Origin of the sequence: Microbacterium sp. IEGM 1404, assembly GCF_030056775.1 — a bacterium.
In the GTDB taxonomy this organism is placed as follows: Bacteria; Actinomycetota; Actinomycetes; order Actinomycetales; family Microbacteriaceae; genus Microbacterium.
In genome coordinates, this window is sequence record NZ_JASHKP010000002.1 from 479,848 (window position 1) to 487,707 (window position 7,860).

Sequence of the window (7,860 nt, forward strand, 5' to 3'; positions counted from 1 at the left end):
GACGACGTGGTTCGTCCAGGTGACACTGCTGCCACCCGGGCCGCACACCCGGACGTGAACGACCGGCACCGATGCCGACAACCGGAGCCTCCCGCACGGGACGCACCTCGACGAAGAGAAACGGGAAATCACATGAACACGAGGAAACTCCTCGCCGCCTCGGCCCTCGCGGTCGCCGGCACCCTCGCCCTCGGCGGTTGCGCCGCCGGCGGTGGCGGGCAGAACGCCGACGGCAGCGTCACCCTCACCCTCTGGCACAACTCCACCACCGGCGACGGCAAGAAGTACTGGGAGGACACCGCCGCAGCCTTCGAGGCGGCCAACCCCGGGGTCACGATCGAGATCCAGGCGGTGCAGAACGAGGAGATGGACGGCAAGCTCCAGACCGCACTGAACTCCGGCGACGCCCCCGACCTGTTCATGGCCCGCGGCGGCGGCAAGCTCGCCGACATCGTCAAGGCCGGCCAGGTCATGGACCTCACCGACAAGGTGTCCGCGGATGCCAAGTCCGCCCTCGGCTCGTCGCTGTCGGCGTTCGAGATCGACGGGAAGAACTACGGGATGCCGGTCGCGGTGCTCCCCTCGGGCATCTTCACGTCGCAGGACCTGCTGACCGCGGCCGGCGTCACGACCGCACCGACGACGATCGACGAGCTCGAGGCCGCCAACACCAAGATCAAGGCGACCGGGGTCGCCCCGATCGCCGTCGGCGCGAAGGACGCCTGGCCCGCAGCGCACTGGTACTACAACTTCGCCCTCCGCGCCTGCACGAAGGACGTCCTCGACTCCGCCGCGGCCAGCCGCAGCTTCGACGACCCGTGCTGGCTGAAGGCCGGCGAGGACCTGGAGTCGTTCCTGAAGACCGAGCCGTTCAACGAGGGCTTCCTGACCACCGCCGCGCAGCAGGGCGCCGGGTCGTCGGCCGGACTCCTGGCCAACCACCAGGCCGCGATGGAGCTCATGGGCGCGTGGGACCCGGGCGTGATCGCCTCGCTCACCCCCGACCAGCAGCCGCTCGCCGACCTCGGCTGGTTCCCCTTCCCGGAGGTTCCCGGCGGCGACGGCGAGCCCGGCGCGATGATGGGCGGCGTCGACGGGTACTCGTGCTGGGTCAACGCCCCCGCGCAGTGCACCGACTTCCTGAACTTCCTCGTGAACAAGGAGAACCAGGAGGCCTACGCGAAGGCCTTCCAGACGCTCCCCGCCTCCTCCGAGGCGACGGATGCCGTCACCACCCCCGCCCTGCAGTCGGTCCTCGAGGCCTACGCGAAGGCGCCGTACGTCTCGGTCTGGCTCGACACCCTGTACGGCCAGAATGTCGGCAACGCGCTGAACGTCGCGGTCGTCGACCTGTTCGCCGGCAAGGGCAGCCCGCAGGGCATCGTCGACGCCGTCAACGCCGCCGCCGCACGCTCCTGAGGACACCGACATGACCACCGTGCGTCACCCCGTCGCCACCGCGTCGGACGACGCCGCCGGTCGCCGCCTGGCCGAGGACGGAGCTCCCCGCTCCTCCTCGGCCGGGCGGTCGCCCGTGCGGCGGCGCCGCGAGAACTGGCGGATCCGCGGGGAACTGGCGATCCTCCTGGGCCCCGCCCTGGTGGTGTTCGTCTCGTTCGTCATCCTGCCGGTGGCCCTGGCGGCCTTCTACGGCTTCTACAGCTGGTCGGGCTTCGGAACGCCGACGGAGTTCGTCGGCATCCGCAACTACGTCACGATCCTCACCGACCCGGCCTTCCACGAGGCCCTCGGCCACAACGCCTTCATCGTCGTCGGCTCGCTCGTCCTGCAGGGGCCGCTCGCCCTCGGTCTCGCGCTGCTGCTGAACCGCAAGATGCGGTTCCAGTCGCTCATCCGGGTGCTGATCTTCGTGCCGTACGTCATCTCCGAGGTCGTCGTCGGCCTCGGCTGGGGCCTCATGCTGCAGTCCGGCGGGGCGCTGAACGGCGCGCTCGACAAGATCGGGCTCGGCGCGCTCCGCGCCGACTGGATCTCCGACCCGGCGCTCGCGATATGGACGCTCCTCATCATCATCACGTGGAAGTACATCGGCTTCGCCGTCATCCTCTTCCTCGCCGGGCTCCAGGGCATCCCCGAGGAGCTGTCGGAGGCCGCCGCCATCGACGGCGCGTCGTATTGGCAGATCCAGCGCCACATCGTGCTCCCGCTCATGGGACCCACGATCCGCATCTGGGCGTTCCTGTCGATCATCGGGTCGCTGCAGCTGTTCGACCTCGTGTGGATCATCTGGGGCCAGTACGTCGCGTCGACCGCCGGCACCTCGACCATGGCCACGTACATGGTGGCCAACGGCCGCAACGCCGGCAGCTTCGGCTACGGCAGCGCGGTGGCCGTGGTCATGTTCCTCATCTCGCTCGCCGTCGCGCTGATGTATCAGCGCTTCGTGCTCCGCCGCGACACCGCCGGCGCCCTCACGGGAGGCACCAAATGACCGCCACCGCCACCCTCGTCGCCCCGCGCGCGGCGAAGACGCCGCGTCGACCCGCCGGCTCGAGCCGCTTCTCGTCGGTGGTCGTCGGCTTCATCGCGCTCGTGCTCATCGCGCTCATGCTCGGGCCGGTGATCTACATCATCCTCGGCGGCTTCCGCTCGAACTCCGAGATCACCGTCGACCCGGCCGGGTTCCCCACCCGCTGGAACTGGGAGAACTACACCGAGGTGCTGGCGAGCGGCACGTTCTGGGGCCAGGTCGCCAACTCCACCGTCGCGGCGATCGCCACGACCCTGTTCGTGGTCGCGCTCGGGCTCATGGCCGCGTACGCGCTCTCGCGCTACAGCTTCCGCGGGCGCGGCGCGATCTACGCGCTGTTCACCGCGGGGCTGATGTTCCCCATGACGGTCGCCATCACGCCGCTGTACATCCTCGTCCGCAACCTCGGGCTCATGAACTCCCTCGCGGGAGTGATCGTCCCGCAGATCGCGTTCGCGCTGCCGATCACGGTGATCATCCTGTCGCCGTTCCTCTCAGCGATCCCCCGCGAGCTGCAGGAGGCCGCGTCGATCGACGGGCTCGGCCGGCTCGGGTTCTTCTGGCGCATGGTGCTGCCGCTCGCCGTCCCCGCGGTCGTGACCGTCGGCATCCTCGCCTTCGTCAACAGCTGGAACTCGTACATGCTCCCGCTGTTCATCCTCAACAACGAAGCGGCGTACACCCTGCCCCTCGGGACGCAGGCGTTCGCGTCGCAGTACTCCGTCGACACCGCGCGCGTGCTCGCGTTCACCTCGCTGTCGATGATCCCCGCTCTGGTGTTCTTCAGCCTGTTCGAGCGACGGATCGTCGGCGGCCTCACCGGCGCTGTGAAGGGCTGATCCGCATGACCATCCACAAGACCGACGTCGGCGCACCGCAGGTCTCCGGCGTCTCGGAGCGGGTGCAGTCGCTCGTCGCCGAGATGACCCTCGACGAGAAGCTCGCGCAGCTCGTCGGCTACTGGGTCGACCAGGGCGACGAGGTCGTCGCCCCCCTCTCGGGCGAGAAGGTCACCTCGACCGGCTACGCGGATGCCACGGTCCACGGCCTCGGTCACCTGACGCGCGTCTACGGCACCCGGCCCGTCGACCCGATCGAGCGCGCCGAATGGCTGTGGGGCGAGCAACGGCGCCTCCAGGCGGAGACGCGCCTGGGCATCCCGGCGCTCGTGCACGAGGAATGCCTCACCGGTTTCGCGGCGTGGAAGGCCGCGACCTTCCCCACCCCGCTCGCGTGGGGCGCGTCGTTCGATCCCGAGACCGTCGAGCTCGTGGCATCCGCGATCGGACGGTCGATGCGCGAGGTCGGCGTGCACCAGGGCCTCGCGCCCGTGCTCGATGTCGTCCGCGACCCGCGCTGGGGGCGGGTCGACGAGTGCATCGCCGAGGACCCGTACGTCGTCGGCACGATCGGCACCGCGTACGTCCGGGGCCTGCAGTCCGCCGGGGTGCACGCGACGCTGAAGCACTTCGTCGGATACTCGGGCTCGCGAGCCGGACGCAACCATGCCCCCGTGCACGCGGGCCCGCGCGAGCTGCAGGACGTGTTCCTGCCGCCGTTCGAGATGGCGGTCCGCGACGGCGGCGTGCGCTCGGTGATGAACTCGTACGCCGAGATCGACGGCGTCCCCGTCGCCGCGTCCGCCGACCTGCTCACCGACCTGCTGCGCCGGCGCTGGGGCTTCGACGGCACCGTCGTGTCGGACTACTTCGCCGTGGACTTCCTCCGCTCGATGCACGGGGTCGCCGCAACCCCCGGCGAAGCCGCGCAGATCGCGCTCGAAGCCGGGATCGACGTCGAGCTCCCCGGCGCCGACGCCTTCCCGCACCTGGCCGCGCGGGTGGCATCCGGCGACCTTCCCGAGTCCGTGATCGACCGGGCCGTCGCGCGCCTGCTGGCGGAGAAGGAAGACCTGGGACTCCTGGATGCCGACTTCTCCACGCCCCCGCGGAGTGTCGACCTCGACGACGCCGAGCATCGCGCGCTGGCGTACCGGCTCGCGCTCGAGAGCGCCGTGCTGCTCCGCAACGACGGGGTGCTGCCGCTGTCCGCCGAGCCCGGACGCATCGCGGTCATCGGGCCCAACGGCGACAGCGCCGAGGCGCTCATGGGCTGCTACTCGTTCGCGAACCACGTGCTCGCCCACCACCCCGCCTTCCCGATGGGCTTCGAGATCCCCACGGTCCGGGAGGCGCTCGCGGCGCGATTCCGCGACGTGGTGCAGGCCGACGGGGTCACGGTCGAGGCGACGGATGCCGACGGCATCCCCGCCGCGGTCGAGCTCGCCCGGTCGGCCGACGTCGCCGTGGTCGTCGTGGGTGACCGCGCCGGGCTCTTCGGCCGCGGCACCGTCGGCGAGGGCAACGACGCCGACTCCCTCGAGCTGCCCGGGCTCCAGCGCCGGCTCGTCGAGGAGGTCGTCGCCACCGGCACCCCCGTCGTGATGGTGCTGCTCACCGGACGCCCGTACGCGATCGGGTGGGCGCTAGACGGGGCAACCGGCCCCGCTGCGGTCGTGCAGGCGTTCTTCCCGGGCGAGGAGGGCGGGCCCGCGCTGGCCGCGCTGCTGGCCGGGGATGCCACGCCCTCGGGGCGTCTCCCCGTCTCGCTCCCCCGCTCCGCCGGTGCGCAGCCGTACTCGTACCTGCATCCCATCCTCGGCGGCGCCACCGAGATCACCAGCGCCGATCCGACGCCCGTGCGGCCTTTCGGGTTCGGACTGTCGTACACGACGTTCGTCCGCGAGGGACTGACGGTGGATGCCGGCGCCGCGGGGGCCGCGGCATCCGGGACCGCCGAGGTGCGCGCGGGCGATGCCTTCGCGGCGTCGGTGCGCGTGACGAACACGGGATCCGTCCGCGGAGCGGACGTTGTGCAGCTGTACGCGCACCGCGCGGTCGCGAGCGTGACCCGCCCCGTCGCGCAGCTCGTGGCCTACGCCCGCGTGGAGCTGGAGCCCGGCGAGAGCGCCGAGGTGCGGTTCACGATCCCGGCATCCCGTCTGGCGTACAGCGACCGGACGCTCCGCCGCGTCGTCGAACCCGGCGAAGTGGAGCTGCGCGTGGGCCCCTCGAGCGCCGAGGTGGACGAGGCCGCGACCGTGCGGCTCACGGGTGCGACGTACGAGCTGCGACCCGACGACGCGCGGATCGTCGGCGTCGAGCTGCGCCAGGGCTGACCGCGGGGTTCCTAATCCCGTTGAATGTCCAAGACACGCGGACCGCGTCCGTCGGCATCCGCGTGTCTTGGACACCGAACGCCTCGGGCGGCACGGGTACGGGATGGGGCGTCCGCGGGAAGCTCAGTGTCCAAGACACGCCGTTGGCCGCCTCGCCAACGCGGCGTGTCTTGGACACTCGACCTTGACCGGGGACCGGAAGCGGGCGCCGCGGGCAGCGGCTCTGCGGGAAACGCCTCTGCCGCGCTTCGGTGTCCAAGACACGCGGACCGCGTCCGTCGGCATCCGCATGTCTCGGACACCGAACGTCCCGGCATCGCCCCGTCACGCCCGATTATCTAGGACACGCCGTGGGCGGCCCCGCCTGAGCGGCGTGTCCTGGACGCTCGACCGAAAGCGAGCGAGGCCCGCGCCGGATACCGTGGACGGATGACGCTCCCCACCGCCTCCCGCGTGTACGACGAACGCGAGACCGACGGGGCCGACCCGTGGTCGATCGACCTGGAGCGGATCCAGTTCTCGCCGTACTTCTCCCGGCTCTCGGCCGTGACCCAGGTGGTGTCGCCCTCGATCTCGGGCGCTCCGGTGCACAACCGCCTCACGCACTCGCTCAAGGTCAGCGCGATCGCCCGCGTCGTCGCGCTGCAGCTGAACACCCGCGCCGGCCGGGACGTCTGCAACCCCACGGTCGTCGAGGCCGCGGCCTACGCGCACGATCTCGGCCACCCGCCGTTCGGGCACCTCGGCGAGACGACGCTCGACCGCCTCGCCCGCACCGAGCTGGGCCTGACCGACGGCTTCGAGGGCAACGCCCAGACGTACCGCATCCTCACCGCCCTCGACGTCGTCGAGAACGCTCCGCGCGGGCTGAATCTCACCGCCGCGGTGCGTGCCGCGTCGGCGAAATACCCCTGGTCGCCGTTGGTGTCCGCGGCCGAGATCGAGCGGATCGGCCCGCCCCGTGGCATCCGTCGCGCTCCCGACGGCGCGTACCGGGTGCACAAGTACTCCGTGTACGACATCGACGCCGACGATCTCGCCCACGCGCGGGAGGGGACGGATGCCGAGCCCCTCCGCCAGACGATCGAGGGCGCCGTCATGGACCTCGCCGACGACATCGCGTACTCGGTGCACGACGTCGACGACTTCTACCGCGCCGGGATCCTCGACCACGCCCCGATCGCGGCGGAGTTCCGCGGGTGGCTCGACGACGTTCTGGAGTGGCGCACGCGTGACGACGCCGAGGTGCGCGCCGAGCTCGTGCCCGGGGCCGCGCTCGAGCGCCTGCGCCGCAAGATGCGCCGCGACGACCCCTGGGTCGCCGACGACGAGGCGTTCCTCGCCGCGGTGAGCGACGTGGATGCCGACCTCGTCACCGACCTGCTCGCGCGACCGTTCGACGGGTCGCTGACGGCCGAGCGGCGTCTGGCGTCGTTCACCGACCGGTGGATCCGCCGGTTCCAGGAGTCCGCGCAGCTCCGCCCGCTCGACACCCCGCGGTCGGGGCCGGTCGCGCTGTCGCCGTGGGCGTGGCACCACGTCGAGGTGCTGAAGTTCGTGCACAAGCGGTTCGTCCTCAGCCGCCCCGACCTCGCGATCCAGCAGCGCGGCATGAGCCGCATTCTCGCGCGCTCGGTGCGGGCGCTCGGCGAATGGCTCGACGACGACCTCGACCGCGCGCGCACCCCGCGGCGCCTGCGCGAACTCATCGCGCTGGCCCGCGAGCAGTACGCCGCGCTTCCCGCCGACCGTCGCCCCACGGATGCCGAGGCCGAGACGCTCGCGCGCTCCCGCGGAATCGTGGACTACGTGGCATCCCTCACCGACGCCCAGGCGTTCACGCTGTCGGAGGCGATCTCCGGCCGCGCCGACCGCCTGTGGTCGCTGGGGCAGCGGCTGTAGCGCTCCGCCGCCCGCTCGGCATCCATGTCCCACTTCGCGCTGCCAACGGCAGCCCGGAACCGCACCTTTCGGGACATGCCCCGCCAGAAGTGGGACGAGGTCGGGGATGCCACGGCATCCATGTCCCACTTCGTGCGAAGCCGCGCCCCCAAAGCCGCACAAAGTGGGACACGCCCCGCCCACCGCCGCCCCCTCGGCATCCATGTCCCACTTCGTGCTGCTCACGGCAGCCCAGAACCGCACCTTTCGGGACATGCCCCGCCAGAAGTGGGACGAGGTCGGGGATGCC

At 71.3% G+C, this 7,860-nt stretch carries 5 protein-coding genes; all 5 read left to right on the forward strand.

The features are described from left to right. The first annotated feature begins 132 nt into the window (after nt 1-132). The gene (locus QM517_RS08015; protein ID WP_283286427.1) at nt 133-1,419 is read left to right on the forward strand and encodes an extracellular solute-binding protein; all 1,287 of its coding nucleotides are present in this window, start codon (nt 133-135) and stop codon (nt 1,417-1,419) included. 10 nt (nt 1,420-1,429) lie between these two features. After that, nucleotides 1,430-2,452: a carbohydrate ABC transporter permease gene (locus QM517_RS08020; RefSeq protein WP_077052506.1), complete on the forward strand. Its 1,023-nt coding sequence runs from the start codon at nt 1,430-1,432 to the stop codon at nt 2,450-2,452. After that, complete coding sequence (locus tag QM517_RS08025) at nt 2,449-3,330, forward strand: carbohydrate ABC transporter permease (protein ID WP_283286429.1); 882 nt, start codon at nt 2,449-2,451, stop codon at nt 3,328-3,330. Before QM517_RS08020 ends, QM517_RS08025 begins: the two co-directional genes overlap by 4 nt. A 5-nt stretch (nt 3,331-3,335) precedes the next feature. Further along, entirely contained in the window at nt 3,336-5,669 is a 2,334-nt protein-coding gene (locus QM517_RS08030; protein WP_283286431.1) for a beta-glucosidase, read from the forward strand. Between the two features lie 429 nt (nt 5,670-6,098). Then, entirely contained in the window at nt 6,099-7,571 is a 1,473-nt protein-coding gene (locus QM517_RS08035) for a deoxyguanosinetriphosphate triphosphohydrolase family protein (RefSeq protein WP_283286434.1), read from the forward strand. The last annotated feature ends 289 nt before the right edge of the window (nt 7,572-7,860 follow it).

Bases quoted from the DNA above. Each gene is read 5' to 3' on its own strand.
- QM517_RS08020 (WP_077052506.1), top strand. From the start codon at position 1,430: ATGACCACCGTGCGTCACCCCGTCGCCACCGCGTCGGACGACGCCGCC.
- QM517_RS08015 (WP_283286427.1), top strand. From the start codon at position 133: ATGAACACGAGGAAACTCCTCGCCGCCTCGGCCCTCGCGGTCGCCGGC.
- QM517_RS08035 (WP_283286434.1), top strand. From the start codon at position 6,099: ATGACGCTCCCCACCGCCTCCCGCGTGTACGACGAACGCGAGACCGAC.
- QM517_RS08030 (WP_283286431.1), top strand. From the start codon at position 3,336: ATGACCATCCACAAGACCGACGTCGGCGCACCGCAGGTCTCCGGCGTC.
- QM517_RS08025 (WP_283286429.1), top strand. From the start codon at position 2,449: ATGACCGCCACCGCCACCCTCGTCGCCCCGCGCGCGGCGAAGACGCCG.